This window comes from Alitiscatomonas sp. (assembly GCF_037242085.1).
In the GTDB taxonomy this organism is placed as follows: Bacteria; Bacillota; Clostridia; order Lachnospirales; family Lachnospiraceae; genus Alitiscatomonas; species Alitiscatomonas aceti.
The window spans coordinates 1-15,982 of record NZ_JAXXBR010000063.1; the positions used below are offsets into that span (position 1 = coordinate 1).

Annotated in this window: 18 protein-coding genes; 2 read left to right on the top strand and 16 right to left on the bottom strand. The window is 51.9% G+C overall.

The annotated features are described in order from the left end of the window. A partial coding sequence (locus tag WIH05_RS04810) for a tyrosine-type recombinase/integrase (RefSeq protein WP_337425056.1) occupies window positions 1–879 on the top strand: 879 nt, incomplete at its 5' end. Window positions 880–976: 97 nt separating this feature from the next. Here WIH05_RS04810 and WIH05_RS04815 read toward each other — a convergent pair. After that, window positions 977–1,294 carry a LysM peptidoglycan-binding domain-containing protein gene (locus WIH05_RS04815; RefSeq protein WP_022272925.1) on the bottom strand — a complete coding sequence of 106 codons (318 nt, stop codon included), beginning with the start codon at window positions 1,292–1,294 and terminating at the stop codon, window positions 977–979. 233 nt (window positions 1,295–1,527) lie between these two features. On the opposite strand from WIH05_RS04815, the gene lexA reads away from it, so the two are divergent. Continuing rightward, on the top strand, window positions 1,528–2,145 hold the full coding sequence (gene lexA / locus WIH05_RS04820) for a transcriptional repressor LexA (protein WP_022272926.1): 618 nt from the start codon (window positions 1,528–1,530) through the stop codon (window positions 2,143–2,145). A 185-nt stretch (window positions 2,146–2,330) separates the two neighbouring features. Here the strand turns inward: lexA and rsfS are convergent, their stop codons facing one another. From rsfS to WIH05_RS04895, 15 genes are all read right to left on the bottom strand, one after another. Next, window positions 2,331–2,669: a ribosome silencing factor gene (gene rsfS, locus WIH05_RS04825; protein ID WP_022272927.1), complete on the bottom strand. Its 339-nt coding sequence runs from the start codon at window positions 2,667–2,669 to the stop codon at window positions 2,331–2,333. Further along, window positions 2,608–3,330 carry a bis(5'-nucleosyl)-tetraphosphatase (symmetrical) YqeK gene (gene yqeK / locus WIH05_RS04830; protein ID WP_022272928.1) on the bottom strand — a complete coding sequence of 241 codons (723 nt, stop codon included), beginning with the start codon at window positions 3,328–3,330 and terminating at the stop codon, window positions 2,608–2,610. The genes rsfS and yqeK overlap by 62 nt, the downstream gene beginning before the upstream one ends. 27 nt (window positions 3,331–3,357) lie before the next feature. Next, a complete protein-coding gene (nadD, locus tag WIH05_RS04835) occupies window positions 3,358–3,972 on the bottom strand; it encodes a nicotinate-nucleotide adenylyltransferase (RefSeq protein WP_022272929.1) in 615 nt (204 codons plus the stop codon). Window positions 3,973–3,991: 19 nt separating this feature from the next. Further along, complete coding sequence (yhbY, locus tag WIH05_RS04840) at window positions 3,992–4,285, bottom strand: ribosome assembly RNA-binding protein YhbY (RefSeq protein ID WP_022272930.1); 294 nt, start codon at window positions 4,283–4,285, stop codon at window positions 3,992–3,994. Between the two features lie 12 nt (window positions 4,286–4,297). Further along, window positions 4,298–5,581: a GTPase ObgE gene (obgE, locus tag WIH05_RS04845; RefSeq protein WP_022272931.1), complete on the bottom strand. Its 1,284-nt coding sequence runs from the start codon at window positions 5,579–5,581 to the stop codon at window positions 4,298–4,300. A gap of 81 nt (window positions 5,582–5,662) precedes the next feature. Next, complete coding sequence (rpmA, locus tag WIH05_RS04850) at window positions 5,663–5,953, bottom strand: 50S ribosomal protein L27 (RefSeq protein ID WP_022272932.1); 291 nt, start codon at window positions 5,951–5,953, stop codon at window positions 5,663–5,665. Between the two features lie 5 nt (window positions 5,954–5,958). Further along, window positions 5,959–6,288 carry a ribosomal-processing cysteine protease Prp gene (locus tag WIH05_RS04855; protein WP_022272933.1) on the bottom strand — a complete coding sequence of 110 codons (330 nt, stop codon included), beginning with the start codon at window positions 6,286–6,288 and terminating at the stop codon, window positions 5,959–5,961. Window positions 6,289–6,294: 6 nt separating this feature from the next. After that, complete coding sequence (gene rplU, locus WIH05_RS04860) at window positions 6,295–6,603, bottom strand: 50S ribosomal protein L21 (protein ID WP_022272934.1); 309 nt, start codon at window positions 6,601–6,603, stop codon at window positions 6,295–6,297. 221 nt (window positions 6,604–6,824) lie between these two features. Then, a complete protein-coding gene (locus WIH05_RS04865; protein WP_215655526.1) occupies window positions 6,825–8,018 on the bottom strand; it encodes a coenzyme F420-0:L-glutamate ligase in 1,194 nt (397 codons plus the stop codon). Window positions 8,019–8,338: 320 nt separating this feature from the next. Then, the gene (locus tag WIH05_RS04870; protein ID WP_337425057.1) at window positions 8,339–9,559 is read right to left on the bottom strand and encodes a ribonuclease E/G; all 1,221 of its coding nucleotides are present in this window, start codon (window positions 9,557–9,559) and stop codon (window positions 8,339–8,341) included. Then, window positions 9,552–10,277 (bottom strand): TIGR03936 family radical SAM-associated protein, encoded by a 726-nt coding sequence (locus WIH05_RS04875; RefSeq protein ID WP_022274535.1) that lies wholly within the window; start codon window positions 10,275–10,277, stop codon window positions 9,552–9,554. The genes WIH05_RS04870 and WIH05_RS04875 overlap by 8 nt, the downstream gene beginning before the upstream one ends. Further along, a complete protein-coding gene (locus WIH05_RS04880) occupies window positions 10,261–12,126 on the bottom strand; it encodes a TIGR03960 family B12-binding radical SAM protein (RefSeq protein ID WP_337425058.1) in 1,866 nt (621 codons plus the stop codon). Before WIH05_RS04880 ends, WIH05_RS04875 begins: the two co-directional genes overlap by 17 nt. 240 nt (window positions 12,127–12,366) lie before the next feature. Beyond that, window positions 12,367–13,545, bottom strand: coding sequence for a cation:proton antiporter (locus WIH05_RS04885; protein WP_022274537.1), 1,179 nt, complete (start codon window positions 13,543–13,545; stop codon window positions 12,367–12,369). A 151-nt stretch (window positions 13,546–13,696) separates the two neighbouring features. Continuing rightward, on the bottom strand, window positions 13,697–14,614 hold the full coding sequence (locus tag WIH05_RS04890; protein ID WP_022274538.1) for a GDSL-type esterase/lipase family protein: 918 nt from the start codon (window positions 14,612–14,614) through the stop codon (window positions 13,697–13,699). 32 nt (window positions 14,615–14,646) lie between these two features. Further along, complete coding sequence (locus WIH05_RS04895) at window positions 14,647–15,957, bottom strand: MBOAT family O-acyltransferase (RefSeq protein ID WP_337425059.1); 1,311 nt, start codon at window positions 15,955–15,957, stop codon at window positions 14,647–14,649. Window positions 15,958–15,982: the final 25 nt, after the last annotated feature.

The following is a 15,982-nucleotide window of genomic DNA, read 5'->3' on the forward strand; positions in this document are numbered from 1 at the left end:
AGCCAGGTAGCCCGAATGGGGGAAAATATCCCCCTCTCTGTTCTGGAACAGCTTACAGTTACCGATCTGGAAGAATATATGGAATATTTAAAATGTCATCCTTCTGTGAACAATGAAGATGTATATAATACGGAGCGTGGGATCATGCGGAAGGTTTCATCTTTAAAAAGCTTCTATAATTATTTTTACAGAAATGAACGGATTGAAAAAAATCCTGCCTCTCTCCTGCGTCTCCCCAAACTCCATGAAAAAGAGATCACACGGTTGGAAATTGATGAGGTGGCACGGCTTCTGGATGAGGTTGAGGAAGGTGAAAAGCTCACAGAAAGGCAGAAACTGTATCATGAACGGACAAAGGTCCGGGACCTGGCCATGCTGACACTTCTTTTGGGGACAGGACTCCGTGTATCGGAGTGTGTCGGATTAAATATAAACGATGTGGATCTGGACGCCTGTGGAGTCAGGATATTCCGGAAGGGCGGAAAGGAATCCATCGTCTATTTCAGCGATGAAGTCCGGGACGTTCTGGAAACGTACCTGGATGAACGCCAGGCCATTGACGCCCTTCCAGGTCATGAGGATGCTGTGTTCCTGTCCCTGCAGAAAAAAAGGATGAGCGTCAGAACGGTGGAAAATATGGTAAAAAAATATGCGGGTCTTGTTACTCCCCTAAAAAAGATCACCCCCCATAAGCTTCGGAGCACCTACGGCACCAGCCTTTACCGGGAAACCGGCGATATCTATCTGGTAGCATCGGTCCTTGGGCACAGCGATGTCAATACCACCAGGAAGCACTATGCGGCCCAGGAGGACCAGAGACGGAAAAGCGCCAGAAATATAGTCCAGCTAAGGGAAAAAAAGGAACAGGGGCCCCAGTAGCCTGGCTAGTCCGGATACAGACTGGCTGCGGCCTGGAGCCTGCCAGTTACAAACGGCATTCCTTAATAATTAGCTATCCTGCGGCAGATCCGGAGAACTACTGCTCCGACGGGATCATACCTGGCTGTCTGGCATAATATACAACAGTCAGGGAGTCCCCGGCCTCAATGGAATCCGAAACCAGGCCGTTGATCTCTTTCAGTTCTGATATATACTGGCGGACCTCCATTCCGGAGTTAGCCCTGTATCTTTCAGCAATGGACCACAGAGAGTCCCCCTGACGGATCTCAATGTTGGTATAATAACGGTCATAACCGCTCTCCCTCTCCTCTCCGCTGGCAGTTACCAGTGTCTTTCCCAGGAGACAGGATAAAATCATAATGGATGCGGCAAACAAAAACAAATACTTTTTCATATTCAGTCCCTCCTGCGTCAAAAGAATGTATGTTCGGGAACATTTGTTCTGGTCTCATGATAACACCAGAACAAATGTTTGTCAACAGATTTCCTGCTTTTTCTCGAACAAAAGTTTGCTTTTTTGCCGGACATATGATAGTATATAAAAAAGAAATCTATTCCCTTCCAGGGATTTTTATAAGATATGATATCATTTTTTCATGAAAATGATGCAAAGGAGGATCCACATATATGAGCCAGGGTAAAATAACTGAAAAACAGAAAGAAATTCTTGAATTTATAAAAGAAACAATTTTAAGCAAAGGATATCCGCCGGCTGTGCGCGAGATCTGCGAAGCCGTCCATCTGAAATCCACCTCTTCTGTCCACTCCCACCTGGAGACACTGGAGCGGAATGGATACATAAGACGGGATCCCACAAAACCCAGGACCATCGAGATCCTGGATGATGATTTTGCGCTGACCCGCCGGGAAGTGGTCAACGTACCGCTGATCGGGACCGTTGCCGCAGGAATGCCGATCCTGGCAGAGGAGAATATTGAGGATTATATCCCCATCCCTGCGGAGCTGCTTCCCAATAAAGAGGTATTTATGCTGAGGGTAAAAGGAAACAGTATGGTGGAGGCTGGAATCCTCAACGACGACAAGGTGATCGTCGCAAAGCAGCCTGTGGCTGAAAACGGGGATAAGGTGGTTGCCCTCCTGGGAGATTCTGCAACGGTAAAAACCTTCTATAAAGAATCCGGCCACGTCCGCCTGCAGCCGGAAAATTCTTCTATGGACCCGATCATCGTGGACGACGTCCAGATCCTTGGAAAGGTCATCGGCCTGTTCCGGTTTATGAATTAGCAGGAATGATGCCTGCCTGCGGCGGGCTGCTGCGGCCGCAGACGTTCCTTCCGCCGTATGGCGAACCCTGCAGAGCATTTTATATGCCACAGGACACGTGTTTCAGTAACTAAAAAGCACCGGCATCCCCCTTAGGAAATAGCCGGTGCTTCAGGTATATGTTTTTTGTCAGACTGCGTTCCGGATCAGTCCAGCTCCTCTACGGATCCTACGACCTTTCCGTCTCTCCAGATGCGCTCCAGATCATAGAACAGCCGGTCTTCCTTGGAAAATACATGAACGATCACATCGCCGTAGTCCAAAAGGACCCATGTTGAGCTTAGATTTCCCTCTTTCTGGCGGCACTCAAAGCCAGCTTTAAAGAGCTTTTCCTCCACATTATCGATCAGAGCCTGGGTCTGGCTGCTGTTGGATGCGCTTGCCAGTACAAAATAATCTGCAATAACTGTTACACCCTGGATATCAATAATTTTTATATCTTCTCCCTTTTTCTCGTCCAGCGCTTCGACTGCGAGTCTTACCATTTCTTTTGACTGATTCAACTGTGTTTTCCTCCTTTATTTTCTCTGGCCCGATTTCTCCGTTCCCGGCTGCGGCCTGTTCCCGGCTTCTTGCTGCCACCGCACGCATATGATTACAGGCGGCAATGGTCAAAGGATCAATGGGGCAGTCCAGGGTACCCAGGTAACGGAGAATGCTCTCCATAATGGCCAGACAGGCCCGATCCAGATCCTCAAAGGCCAGCTTTCTCATCCTGGGCAGATCCGCAGCTTTATAACGCCGGGGCTCAATATAATCTGCCACATAAAGGATCTTATCCAGCATCCCCATGTCTGTTTTTCCTGTGGTATGACACGCAATGGCGCTTAAGATCTCTTCATCGTCCACTCCGTATTTTTCCCTGGCCATCCACGCTCCCAGTTTTGCATGAAGCAGGGATGGATCCCGTTCTTCGCTTTCAGAAACAGGGATCCCGCGGCTTATGCATTTTTCCAGCATGGTCGGACGGTCGTACCGCTTGGCGCAGTCATGAAGGAGTCCGGCCAGCTCTGCCTTATCCAGATCATATCCGTACCGCATGGCCAGGGCCTGGCAGGTGTAGGAAACTCCCAATGTATGCTCGAACCGCATGGGATCCAGTTTCTTTTTTAAATGCTTTCTTATTTCAATGACTCTGCTGTCCATATGAATATGCCCTTTACTGATTCCGTGTTATCTGCTCTCCTGGTACAGCCTGTGTTCTCTGATGTAAGCGGCCACGGCTCCGGGAACCAGCTCTCCTATATCTTCTCCCCTGGCCGCCATGTCCCGGATCCTGGCAGAAGCCACATTCATTTCTGGATTGTGGAGCACCTGGATATGGGCTCCGTACACGGATTTTAAATGACTGATCTGCTGGTCCAGGGTCCGGCCGGCCCGGTCATATTCCCTGCCGGACACCAGAAGTGAGGTAAGCTCCATGACCTTTTCCGGGTGATACCAGGTTTCCAGCTGGAACAGGGAATCGGCTCCAATGATAAAATAAAATTTGTCCTCCGGGTATTCTTCCTTTAGAAGCTCCAGCGTCTGTGCAGTATACGTATTCCCCTCCCGCTTCATTTCAAAATCAGAGACTGAAAAAAACGGGATCCCCTCCAGCGCCAGCTCCAGCATAGCCAGGCGGTCCTTTCCGTCCGTAATCCGGTGATCCTTTTTATGGGGAGGGATATGGGACGGCATATACCAGATCTCATCCAGCCCGTATTCGGAGCGGGCCTGTCTTCCCAGAAGAAGATGGCCGTTGTGGACCGGATCAAAGGTCCCGCCCATAATGCCGATACGTTTCATGGCAGCTCTCCTTTCCAGCTTACGGGAGAACGATCTTTCTGTCCTTCTCTTCCTTCGCCGGTTTATATAAAACGATCATCCTTCCGATCACCTGTACCACCTGCGAGCGGGTACGCTCTGCCAGGGTCTGGGCCAGGATCTTTCCATCATCCACACAGTTCTTTAAAACATGGATCTTGATCAGCTCACGGGCGTCCAGCGCCTCGTTTACAGACTGGGTAAGCTCCGGTGTAAGGCTGGATTTACCGATCTGCAGAATTGGATCCATGGTCATGGCAAGTCCCTTAAGATAGGCCCTCTGCTTGCTTGTCATATGCTCTTCTCCTTATTTATAATACTCAAAAGCCAGACCGTACATACGCACTGTATCGCCCTCGGAGATTCCGGCCTTTTCCAGCTCATCCAGGATCCCGTTCTGTTTCAGGAATTTCTGGAAGAAGTCGAAGCCCTTCTCTGAGTCCAGATTGGTGTAGCCCAGCATCTTCTCGATCCTGGGACCTTCCACAACGAACGCTCCATCGTCAGAACGCTCCACTGTGTAAGGCAGATTCCGGTCCGCCTGATATTCAACTTCAAACTCTTTTTCAAATACTCTAGGAGTCCGGTCCACAGTCCGGAGGACCTGGAACAGATGGCCCAGAAGTTCGTTGACGCCCTCTCCGCTGACAGCCGAAATACCGAATACGGGAATTCCCTTCGGTTCAAATTCATCCTTCAGCGCCTTTAAGGGATCGTGCTCCTCATCATACAGGGCGTCCAGCTTATTGGCCGCAATGACCTGCGGCAGCTTTAAAAGCTCCGGATTATAGGTAGAAAGCTCATTTATGATGGTATGGATATCCTCCACCGGGTCGCGTCCCTCCACAGAAGCCGCATCTACCACATGAAGGAGCACCTTCGTCCGCTCGATGTGGCGCAGGAATTCGTGGCCAAGGCCGGCGCCATCCGAAGCGCCTTCGATCAGCCCGGGAATATCCGCCATCACAAAGCTGTTTCCATCGCCCAGGTTCACAACGCCCAAGTGCGGGTTTAGGGTAGTAAAATGATAATTGGCGATCTTTGGCCTTGCGTTGGAAACGCGGGAAAGCAGCGTGGATTTTCCCACATTCGGGAAGCCCACCAGACCCACATCGGCGATCACCTTAAGCTCCAGCTGGATCCAAAGCTCCTGTCCTGGCTGTCCTGGCTGGGCATATTTGGGGACCTGCATGGTGGAGGTGGCAAAATGCATATTTCCCAGCCCTCCCCGGCCGCCTTTCAGAATGATCTCCCGCCGGTTGTCTCCGGACATATCCGTGATGACCTTTCCCGATTCCAGATCCTTAACAACCGTGCCCTCGGGCACCTTAACGATCAGATCCTTTCCGTCGGCACCGTGGCAGCGGCGTTTTCCGCCTTCTTCCCCACTCTGCGCCACATATTTGCGGACGTGCCTGAAATCCACCAGTGTATTAAGGCCGTCGTCCACCTCAAAAATGATATCGCCGCCTTTGCCGCCGTCACCGCCGTCGGGGCCGCCGTTGGGAACATATAATTCTCTGCGGAAGCTCACATGGCCATTCCCGCCGTTTCCTGATCTGATAAATACTTTTGCACTGTCTGTAAACATGATAAGCCCGGTCCTTTCCAAAAATGTCTGGTTTCCCAGTAGAGAAAAAAGCCCCATACCTTACGTATGGAGCTCTCTGCTTTATTCGTTGATCGCCTTCGGATATACAGAAACCTGCTTTTTGTCTCTGCCTTTTCTCTCAAATTTAACAACGCCGTCAACCATTGCGAATAATGTATCATCACCGCCGCGGCCAACATTAAGACCCGGATGGATCTTTGTTCCACGCTGTCTGTAAAGAATATTTCCGGCTAATACGAACTGGCCGTCTGCTCTCTTTGCGCCAAGGCGTTTGGACTCGGAATCTCTGCCGTTCTTTGTGGAACCAACACCTTTTTTATGGGCAAATAACTGAAGGTTCATCTTAAACATATCGGTTACACCTCCCTGAATCGAAAATTGATATATTCCGCTCCGTATTCATCCCGGATATTCGTCAGCCCGAGGATCAAGGACTTCATGAGGAGCTGCGATTCGGGACTCATGGAATCGGGGAAAAGGAAAGAGAACTGGCCTCCATCCTCTGAAACACTTCCCTCGAAATGATCGTCTGTAAACTGTTCGACGGAATTCGCCATGTTGAGAGCCAGTACAGAAACAGCAGAACATATGATATCCTGTCCGTATTCTGCATAGCCAGCATGACCGCTTATTTCGATCCCTTTTTCTTTCCTGTCCTTATCGCGCAGGATAATTACTTGAATCATACAAAATTAAGCGTTGATCTTGTCAATCTTAACCTGGGTATAAAGCTGTCTGTGGCCGTTTTTCTTATGATAGCCAGTTTTGCGCTTATACTTGTAAACGATAACTTTTTTGCCCTTGCCAACCTTCTCAACGGTTGCGGAAACAGTCGCGTTTTCCACTGTGGGGCATCCGATCGTAAGCTCGCCGTTGTTTACAGCCAGAACCTGATCAAAAGTAACAACAGAACCTACTTCTGCGTCCAGTCTCTCAATCTTGATGCTGTCGCCTTCGGCTACTTTATACTGCTTACCACCTGTTGCAATAATCGCGTACATATTGCACCTCCTATTATCATTACTCGCCAGTTACGGTGTGTTCCCGCAGGAACCCTTGCAGACCTCGCTGTGCGGCATACTGTAATATAATAGCACCTGTCCATCTTTCTGTCAACCGTTTTTTACAGGATTTTCTGCCTTATGAAAAATTTCTGTCTCGCTGCCAGCGAAAAAACGCCGCAGATCAGGCGGAAAACCGCCCGTCTGCAGCGCTTTCGCTTTTACTGCTCTGCAAAAGTATCGAAATATCCCTGGATAAACACGATGGGCGTTCCCTTATCTCCAGAACCGGAGGTCAGGTCACAGAGAGAGCCGATGAGATCCGTCAGCCGTCTGGGAGTCGTGCCCTGGGAGGCCATGCTCCCCTTTAAGCTGCCGTCCTTGGCTTCGATCTTTTCCTTCATGGCCCTTGTGAGCTCCTCGCCCTTCAGATCCTTGAAATCGTTGTCTGCCAGATATTTTAATTTCAGTTCGTTGGGAGTTCCCTCCAGGCGCTCTGTATACGCAGGGCTTACCACCGGATCAGCCAGCTCCCAGATCTTTCCTACCGGATCCTTAAACGCGCCGTCCCCGTAGATCATACAATTCATCTTCACGCCTGTGGCCTCTGCAAGGCTCTCCTGGAGATTTTTCACAAATTCATTACAATCTCTCGGGAACAGCTTTACCGTGTCTTCTGTGGCCTTATTGGAGCCGTACAGGCCATACTGCTCGTTATAACCGCTTCCATCCACCGGAGCGTTCATGATATCTGCCAGCGTCAGCACCTTCTCCGCTCCCGCAGCCAGTAATCTCCGTCTGGAGCGTTCTCTGGTGTGGATATCGCAGCAGAGTACATTTTTTGTATAGGGGAGCACTGCGCGGCAGTCGTTGGCAAAAATAAATTCCGGCTCGCAGCCCTCGGCCTCAAACAGCTCCTTATAATAAGCCACATAATCCACGCCTGTGAACGGATGCTTTACATAGCCGAAGATCTCCCTGTACTTTGCCTCATCCATTACGTCTGAATACGGATTGACTCCCTTTTCATCCAGAAGATCGTCGTCAAACAGGTGGTTGCCCACTTCATCGGAAGGATAGCTCATCAGGATATAAACCTTCTTAAACGCCTTGGCAATGCCTTTTAAGCAGATGGCGATCCGGTTCCGGCTTAAGATCGGGAACGTGACAGCGATGGTATCGCAGCCAAATTTTGTGCGGCAGTCCTTCGCAATGTCATCTGTACTGGCATAATTGCCCTGGGTCCTGGCCACTACGGCCTCTGTTACAGCTACGATGTCCTTTTCATGAAATGTGATATGTTCTTCTTTTCCCATATCGGCGATAGCCTCTGTCACGATCCGGATCAGATCGTCTCCTTCTTTCACAACCGGGCATCTGACGCCTCTGGATACGGTTCCAACAGTTCTCATGATTTGTACCTCATTTCTTTTATAAAAATATACGATTAAGCATATAATATCCGCTCCGCAGATATTATGCTGCATCTTCCCGATGCAGCTCCCTCCGGGAGATTCCTGCGCCCGGATTTCTGCGGTGAACGTAGAAACCGGCATGCGCCATGGTATAATATCTGCTCCGCAGATATTATGCTGCATCCTTCCGATGCAGCTCCCTCCGGGAGATTCCTGCGCCCGGATTTCTGCGGTGAACGCAGAAACCGGCATGCGCCATGGTATAATATCTGCTCCGCAGATATTATACCATATTTCCCCAAAAAGCAAAGGGATAATTGTTATCTATTTTTTTCACTGCGGGAAAACTGCTCATGGAGCGGACGGAGCGTCTTCTTTCTTGTGATCTCCACCAGTCCCAGGGGCGTCATGTCCACCAGGACCGTTTTGACAGGATCTGCCGCCAGACACTGGCGCAGCCTTCTCATAAGCTCCTCATTCTGTGCCTTTTCCTTCATATCGATGAAATCCACCACAATGATCCCGGAAAGATTTCTGAGCCGCAGCTGGACCGCGATCTCCTCGGCCGCCTCCAGATTCGTTTTCAGGTACGTTTCCGAAGCCGTCTTCTTATCCGTGTTTTTTCCGGTATTCACGTCGATCACGGTCATGGCCTCCGTAGGCTCGATGACCAGATATCCGCCGGAGCGGAGCCAGACGGTCCTTCCCAGGGCGCGGTCCAGGGCCGCAGACAGGCGGTACAGGGCAGACAGGGGATAGCTGTCCGTATAGAACCGCACCGGAACCTGAAAACCGTCCCCAGCGGCCTCCTGGAGCTCCTGGTAAATATCTGGAAGATCTGTAAGGATCTCTTCTGTTTCATCCTTCCGGACATCCATGGCGCTGCGGACAAAAAAGCCTTCCGGCTGATAGAGGATGCTTCCTGCCGTGCGGCTCCTCCCGTTCTCAAGAAGCCTGGCCATCCGTTCTGCCTGGCCGGACAGCTCCAGTCCGACCACCTCCAGGGGAGCGCCGTACGCATTGGTCCGCAGGATAAAGCCAGCACGCGGAAGTCCCGTTCCGGAAAGTCCGGAAACCAGGCCCCTGGCCTCCTCTTCCCACCATTCCTTCATCTGCTCTTTCCATCCGGCATCGCGGATCTTAGAGGAGATCCCCAGCCCGCTGCCGTCCAGGGTGAGCACTCCATACTGCCCTGTGAGAGAAAGCTTCGAGGTGAGCACCGCGTCCTTGGTCTTGACAGCAGCCCTGGAGATCTGGACCAGGATCTCGTCTCCATTTTTCAGCGGACTGGATCCGTCCCTCCCGTCTGCAAACAAATGGAACCTGTTTTCTGCCAGGCTGTAATAACCGTTGATCCCCGGCCTGTACTCCACAAAGGCAGCGTTGATATTTTTTACGATGTTCCGGACCCTTCCCACGCAGATCGTCCCAAGAGCACAGTCCTCCCGTTCCGGAGCCGTTCCGATCTGGAGGACGCGGTTTCCGGAAGCAAGGACAGACACGGTCCGTCCCCGCAGTTCAGTAAAGATCAGTTTATTCAATGTCTTCACCAAAGGATTCCAGGGTCACAAATTCATGGCTGTCCCCGGAGCCTGCATCCGCGTAGACCTCCTCACGGTTGATGGAAAAGCCAAAAACCGGGAACTCCCTGGAGCAGCTCCGGCAGAAGGCCTCCAGAAGAAGCTCCGGCTTCACATTGGCTGCGCTTCCGGCAGAAAGCTTAAGGAAAATGGAATTTCCGTCCTCCGATGGTCGGTACTCATAAATATATGGCCGGAGATCCATCTGCTTTTCGCCTTTTTTTGTCTTTTTTACGATATTCAGGTCTCCCGTCTCTATAAAGCCGCAGAGTCCGGCAAAGAACTCCCGGGCAGACATGCCAAGGGCCTCTTCATATTCCTTCTTCAGCGACACCGTATAATCACAGGCCGCCACCAGGGACATGGCGTTTCCGGCAGAATCCGGAAGCCTCTTAAAGCTCAGCACCTCCATCCCCTCTGCCATCTGGGCGTTGAGCCGCTCCACCATCCGCCCGGAGCTCTCTGTGGAAAGGACCTCAATGTCCAGGTACTCGCCGCTTCCTGTGAGCCCTACGCCCAGAGGAGCCGCAAAGGACATGATCTGGTGGGGAGAAAAGCCCTCCGAATACCGGATGTCCACGTCGGCACGGCGCATGGCCTTCTGGAAATAACGCATGATATCCAGGTGTCCGATGAACCGCATGTTTCCCTGTTTGGAAAATTTAATCCTGATCTTCAAAGCAGACACCTCCTCCGAATCGTCTTACGCCGCACCCGGAACAGCGCTCCCGGCAGTTGGGGGTCACGGTCCCGTTTACCGCATTGTTCCACTCTCTCTTTAAAAACTCCTTGGACACACCCGTATCGATGAAGTCCCAGGGGAACTGCTCGTCCAGGCTCCGCTCCCTGGTGGTATAGAAATCAATGTCCACGCCGCAGGTCTCAAACGCCTTCATCCATATATCATTCCGAAAGCTCTCAGACCAGGCGTCATATAAAGCGCCGTTTCTGTACGCCTCCTCGATGACGGCGGCCACCCTCCGGTCTCCCCGGGCCAGTACGCCCTCTAAAACCGTCACATCGGCCTTATGCCAGTTGTATTTCAGGCTCTTATGGTTCAGCATCTCCTTCATTTTGCGGTTGACCACCCGTGCCTTATCCAGGAATTCCTCCTTGGTGGACATCCTGGCCCACTGGAAAGGCGTAAAGGGCTTTGGCACAAAGAAGGACGTGCTGGCCACCACCTGGACCTTTCCGTTTCTCTGGTCCTTGGGGATCTCATAATACTCCTCTGCGATCTTCTCAGATAAAAGGGCAATGCCCTCCATATCCTCCACCGTCTCTGTGGGAAGGCCCAGCATGAAATACAGCTTCACCCGGTTCCAGCCTCCCTTAAAGGCATCGGCAGCTCCCTGGAGGATCTCCTCCTCAGTAAGCCCCTTATTGATCACGTCACGGAGCCTCTGGGAACCAGCCTCCGGCGCAAAGGTCAGACTGCTTTTTTTCACATCCTGTACCTTGCTCATCACGTCCAGAGAGAATGCATCGATCCTTAAAGAAGGAAGGGATACGTTGACTCCCTTTCCATGGAATTCCTCGATCAGGAAACGCACCAGCTCCTCCAGGGAACGGTAATCGCTGGAACTTAAGGAGCTTAAGGAGATCTCCTCGTGCCCCGTATTTTTCAGCATCTTATATGCCAGGTCCTTCAGCCGCTCCACGTTCTTTTCACGCACCGGCCGGTAGATCATGCCTGCCTGACAGAACCGGCAGCCGCGGATACAGCCGCGCATGATCTCTAAGACCACACGGTCCTGGGTCACCTTGATGAACGGCACCAGGGGCTTTTCCGGATACACGGCCTCCGTCATATCCAGGACCAGCTGCTTTACGACCTTTTCCGGGGCCTCCGGACAGGTGGGACGGAACGCCTTTAAGGTGCCGTCCTCATGGTATTCCGGCTCATACAGGGACGGAACGTAGATTCCCGGCACTCCGGCCGCCCGTTTTAAAAACGTCTCCCTGGACTCGCCATTTTTCCGGCTGTCTTTGTAAATATCGATCAGCTGCCGGTATGCGGTCTCTCCTTCTCCAATGTAAAACAGATCAAAAAACTCGGCAATAGGCTCCGGGTTATAGGCGCAGGGACCACCTCCGATGACGATGGGGTCATCCCAGGTCCGGTCGCTGCCATGGAGCGGGATCCCGGAAAGATCCAGGATCTGGAGGATATTTGTATAACACATTTCATACTGGAGGGTGATCCCCAGGATATCAAAATCCTTCACCGGGTCCTGGGACTCGATGGCAAAAAGCGGGATATGCTTTTCACGCATGATGGCGTCCAGGTCGGTCCACGGCGAATATACCCGCTCACAGTACACATCCGGCATCTTATTGAGCATATCGTAAAGGATCTGGATCCCCAGATGGGACATGCCGATATCATATACGTCCGGGAAGCACATGGCAAACCGGACATCCACACTGGACGGATCCTTACATACCGAATTGATCTCCCCGCCGATATAACGGGCTGGCTGCTGGATACTCAGCAGTATTTCGTCACTTAATGCTAATTTTCTCATTCTCATTCCTTGCTTTGCGGTTATTTATGGTTGCTTTTTTTATCCTTGATCCTCCGGATCAGACAGCAGGACACAGACTGATCCAGTATATACCGCATAATTATAAGGTATTTTTTTGCGGCTGGCAACCCCTTCCCACCTTTTTGCAGGTTTTCACCGTTCCTTCCGGCCTCTGCCGTATCGTCCCGGCCCTGCCGTTCTCTTTTCACCGGCTGCCGCACCGCCGTATATGAAATACGGTCATGACCTGTTCAGAAGCTTCTGATACGACAGATCCATCACAAACGCCCCCAGGGGCGCAGTAAGGACAATGGCAAGCACGGCGGCCGTAAGAACGGTATCTCCGCAGGCAAGGCCCATAGAAAGAGGGATCCCTCCGATGGCGGCCTGGACGGTGGCCTTCGGCGTATATGCTAACATTACAAATAACCGTTCTCTTCTCCCAAGCTTCGTTCCCCATAGGCAGAGAGCCACACCGGCCATCCTGAAAGCAAGAGCGCCAAGGATCACCAAAAGCGCCCGTCCTCCGGCCTGGGCCAGGTATCCTGTATTCACAGCGGCGCCCACAAGCACGAACAGAAAAATCTCAGCGGCGACCCACAGCTTTCCATACTTTACAGAGATCCTTCTGGCAGCCTCTCCCCTTTTCTTCTGAAGGCCTATGCCTATAAACATGACCGCGATCAGGGATGAAAAGCGGATGGGTGTTGCCAGCATGTCTTCAGCCGCCACCAGAAACAGCGAAATACTCAAGATAATAAGCACCTTTGAAGTATCCCGGATATGCACCTGTTTAAAAAACAGGGCCAGCAAAGATCCGGCCGCCAGTCCAAGGATGATCCCCAGAAGGATCGAAACAGGGATATTTATAAAGCTGACAGCAGAAACTCCCTTTCCCTGCATCATGCCGGTAAATGTAGAAAACAGGACGATCACATAGACGTCATCCACAGATGCGCCTGCAAGGATCATCTGGGGAATCCCTTCCCGTTTTCCATATCCCTCCTCCATCAGCCGGACCATCCTCGGTACGACCACTGCCGGAGAGACTGCGGCAAGAACGGCTCCCAGGACGGCTGCCTCCAGGACCGTCAGCCCCATGAACCGGGTCCCCAGAAGGATCACTCCCAACACCTCAAAGCTTGCCGGAACAAAGCACATGAGAAACGCCGGCCGGCCTGTCTTTTTTAATCCCGCCAGATCCAGTCCCAGTCCGGCTCTTGTAAGGATAATGATCAGCGCAATTTTCCGGAGCTCCTCCGATATCCCCAGGATATCTGCATCCAGCAGATCCAGAGCATATGGCCCAAGGATCATGCCTGTGGCCAGCATGCCCATAAGGCCCGGCAGCCGGAGCCTCTGGCACAGCCATGCCATGGACATTCCAACAATCAGGATCAGTGAAATACTCAGTAACATAATACATCTCCTCCCGGCATAGAAAAAGCTGACAATATCTGCACGGGTCTGTCTGCAGAAGTCATCAGCTTTAAACACCTTACGCCTTTTTCCTTTGGAAGTGTATCACATCCCATCCCGGATGGCAAGGAAAATATTCCCATATGCGGCTTCAGCCTGCGTGTGTGCCCAGGGTCTCCCTGATCCAGTCCACCCACACAGAATAATATTTTCCCAGGACATGGGCCCCGTCGGAGGAATATCCCGCCGCCAGATTTCCATTTTCATCGTCAAATACCTGGTTCACATCCAGATAGACATAGCCAGAGGCCTCTGCCATGCTTTTAATATCCCTGTTTAAGGCATTGATCCTGTCATTGTTGTAGATACTGCTGCCGGAGGCTTTCTCCGCTGTCACATGAAGGTTGGCCCCCAGGACGATGGCGGCGTCCGGCTGCAGCTCATGGACCTTTTCCACGGTCCTTTTATACTGCTTTACAATGGAATCGTAATCATATCCCAGCTCATTGATCCCCAGCATAAAAAATATGGTATCGAATTTCCGGGAACATAAGAGCTCCTCCAATCCGCTCTTTTCCTGGGATCTCAGCTTAACGGTTTTATTAAATAGCGTAAATACGCTCATACCGGAATCGGCGAACACCTCCGCCTGGCCCAGGTCTCCATATTCAGAAAGACCCACGGTCCGGGAATCTCCAATGAAAAGGACGCCGGAAAAATCCTCCTTTAAGGACACAGCCGGAGCTCCAGAGGGCTCGGAAGCCACAGTCTCTTCCTCTGACAGAGAGATCTCCTCCCCACTGGGAGCCGTTTCCCCGGTCTGGCCGCCTGCCCCGCCGGAGACGGCAGCCGTTCCCGCTCCATCCGCCGTTTCTGGGATCTCTTCCTCCCGTGTTTCTCTCTCTGCTCCTATATCAGGCTTCTTTGCAGCCCCCTCATCCGTTTCCTTCTCCATGGCTCCCGCCTCATACCAGGGCGTCAGCTTTCTCACAGCTCCAGGAACGTATTCCACTGCGATCACAGCCGCCAGGCTGGCTGCCAGAAATGTGCTGTACCAGTAACGCTTCATAATCTTCCTCCCCTTTTTCATTCTCTAAAAATTTAAAACCGGAAATACAGGAACGGATCGTCCATTCCCATCTTCATACAGTAAACGCAGCCCCAGAACACCGCCAGGAGCACCACAGCCGCCGCAGGACTATTTTTGAACCGCCTGTAAAGCTTCATGGGAAGGCCGGTGGCAAAGACCAGTCCCGCTGCCAGGGAGAGCCCGTAGAGCCTTCCATATTTTAAATAGTCTCCGGCAAAATATGCCATTCCCTCTGGCTGCGGCAGGAACGGGAACAGCCTGGTAAAGTAAACGGCCATCTGCGAAAGATCCGTCACCGCAAACAGCACCCAGCTTACGGAAATGGCAAAGGCCATGTAAAGATGGCCCAGGGCCGGGACCCTATCCAAAATCCGTATGAGCCCCAGCTTTTCCACCGAGATCAGCGCAAACATCAGAAGCCCCCAGAGGATAAAGTTCCAGCTTGCCCCATGCCAGAATCCGGTGAGGGCCCAGACCGCCAGCATATTGCGGAAGGTCATAAGTTTCCCCTTCCTGCTGCCTCCCAGGGGAATATATACGTAATCCCTGAACCAGCTCCCCAGGGTCATGTGCCACCGCCTCCAGAATTCCGTCATGGAAAGAGACAGGTATGGGTCATGAAAATTTTCCGGGATCGTAAAGCCCATGATCCGCCCCAGCCCCTTGGCCATCAGGGAATAGCCGTAAAAATCAAAATAGATCTGGAGGCTGAAGGCTGTGATGGCCAGCCATGCAAAGGGAGTGGAGATACTTTCATAGCCCACGGTCCCGGCCTCATTCCAGAGCCCGCCCAGGCGGTTTGCCAGAAGGACCTTGAGTCCCAGTCCTATGGTGAAGGTCTTCAGTCCCTCCTCCACCGCCCGCATGGAATGGGACCGGCGGGAGATCTCCTTCTTAATGGAGGAGTAGGTAACGATGGGACCGGCGATCAGCTGGGGAAACATACTGATATACATGGCAAAGTTCACGAAAGAAGGCTCATATTCTGCCGTTTTCCGGTACACGTCCGCCAGATAGGAAATGGCCTGGAAGGTATAAAAGCTGATCCCCACCGGGAGCACCGGCGCAAACACAGGAAGCTCCAGGGAAAGCCCCATGAGCCGGAGGATGCCGTTGATATTTTCTGTAAAAAAGCCGGTATATTTAAACAGCAGCAGCCAGAACAGATTATAAGCCACTCCCCAGAACAGCCGCTTCCTCCTGCGGAACCTGGCCCGGCTGCGGGCGATCCGGCAGCCCAAAAAATAGTTCACTGCCATGGACGCCCCAAAGAGCGCCAGATAAAGAGGCGTATCCCAGACGCCGTACAGGTAAAACAACATGCTCCCTGCGAAAAGGCAGAAGTTC

Coding starts and splice junctions, on each gene's coding strand:
- WIH05_RS04815 (WP_022272925.1), bottom strand. CDS start 1,294: ATGAAAAAGTATTTGTTTTTGTTTGCCGCATCCATTATGATTTTATCC.
- lexA (WP_022272926.1), top strand. CDS start 1,528: ATGAGCCAGGGTAAAATAACTGAAAAACAGAAAGAAATTCTTGAATTT.
- rsfS (WP_022272927.1), bottom strand. CDS start 2,669: ATGGTAAGACTCGCAGTCGAAGCGCTGGACGAGAAAAAGGGAGAAGAT.
- yqeK (WP_022272928.1), bottom strand. CDS start 3,330: ATGGACAGCAGAGTCATTGAAATAAGAAAGCATTTAAAAAAGAAACTG.
- nadD (WP_022272929.1), bottom strand. CDS start 3,972: ATGAAACGTATCGGCATTATGGGCGGGACCTTTGATCCGGTCCACAAC.
- yhbY (WP_022272930.1), bottom strand. CDS start 4,285: ATGACAAGCAAGCAGAGGGCCTATCTTAAGGGACTTGCCATGACCATG.
- obgE (WP_022272931.1), bottom strand. CDS start 5,581: ATGTTTACAGACAGTGCAAAAGTATTTATCAGATCAGGAAACGGCGGG.
- rpmA (WP_022272932.1), bottom strand. CDS start 5,953: ATGTTTAAGATGAACCTTCAGTTATTTGCCCATAAAAAAGGTGTTGGT.
- WIH05_RS04855 (WP_022272933.1), bottom strand. CDS start 6,288: ATGATTCAAGTAATTATCCTGCGCGATAAGGACAGGAAAGAAAAAGGG.
- rplU (WP_022272934.1), bottom strand. CDS start 6,603: ATGTACGCGATTATTGCAACAGGTGGTAAGCAGTATAAAGTAGCCGAA.
- WIH05_RS04880 (WP_337425058.1), bottom strand. CDS start 12,126: ATGAGAAAATTAGCATTAAGTGACGAAATACTGCTGAGTATCCAGCAG.
- WIH05_RS04885 (WP_022274537.1), bottom strand. CDS start 13,545: ATGTTACTGAGTATTTCACTGATCCTGATTGTTGGAATGTCCATGGCA.
- WIH05_RS04890 (WP_022274538.1), bottom strand. CDS start 14,614: ATGAAGCGTTACTGGTACAGCACATTTCTGGCAGCCAGCCTGGCGGCT.
- WIH05_RS04895 (WP_337425059.1), bottom strand. CDS start 15,957: ATGTTGTTTTACCTGTACGGCGTCTGGGATACGCCTCTTTATCTGGCG.